The organism is Microbacterium sp. BF1 (genome assembly GCF_019279095.1).
Taxonomy (GTDB): Bacteria; Actinomycetota; Actinomycetes; order Actinomycetales; family Microbacteriaceae; genus Microbacterium; species Microbacterium maritypicum.
In genome coordinates this window covers 1-635 of record NZ_JAGYWT010000819.1, presented here as the reverse complement: position 1 = coordinate 635, position 635 = coordinate 1, and the positions used below count along the sequence as shown (strand labels likewise).

Genomic DNA, 635 nt, shown 5'->3' with positions numbered 1-635 from the left:
CTAGCCGAGATGGCTGGCCTGGAAGGATGTCATCATGCCCAAGCCGTTTCCCAAGGAGTTCCGCGACGATGTGATCCGCGTTGCGGAGAGTCGTGATCCGGAGGTCACTCTCGCGCAGATCGCGAAGGACTTCGGTGTCCATGTGGGCACTCTCGACAAGTGGATGCGTCAGGCGCGGATCGAGGCCGGCGAGCAGCCTGGCCAGACGTCGTCGGAATCCGCCGAGGTGCGTGAACTCCGCAAACGCAACCGCCTCCTCGAGCAGGAGGTCGAGGTCCTGCGCCGCGCGACCGCGTATCTGTCTCAGGCTCATCTGCCGGGAAAAGGCTCTACCCGCTCGTAAGCGAGCTCGCCGCGGACGGGATTCCCGTCGTGGTGTCGTGCCGGGTTCTGAAGCTTGCTCGCCAGCCGTATTACCGCTGGCGGCGTCACCCCGTGAGTCAGCGGAACCTGGATGAGGCGTATCGGGCGAACGCCCTGTTCGACGCCCACCGCGACGACCCGGAGTTCGGGTATCGGCTCCTTGCCGACGAAGCCCGCGACGAGGGCCAGGCGATGTCGGACCGGACAGCATGGCGGATCACGTCTGCGAACGGCTGGTGGTCCGTGTTCGGGAAGAAGCGCGGCAAGAATGG

1 protein-coding gene and 1 pseudogene are annotated in these 635 nt (G+C 65.4%); both read left to right on the top strand.

What is annotated here, in order from left to right:
• Positions 1–34: 34 nt before the first annotated feature.
• Positions 35–343, top strand: a complete 309-nt coding sequence (locus KZA10_RS16995) for a transposase (RefSeq protein WP_218026646.1) — start codon at positions 35–37, stop codon at positions 341–343.
• Positions 344–435: 92 nt separating this feature from the next.
• Positions 436–635, top strand: a pseudogene (locus KZA10_RS16990) (IS3 family transposase); the annotation flags it as partial.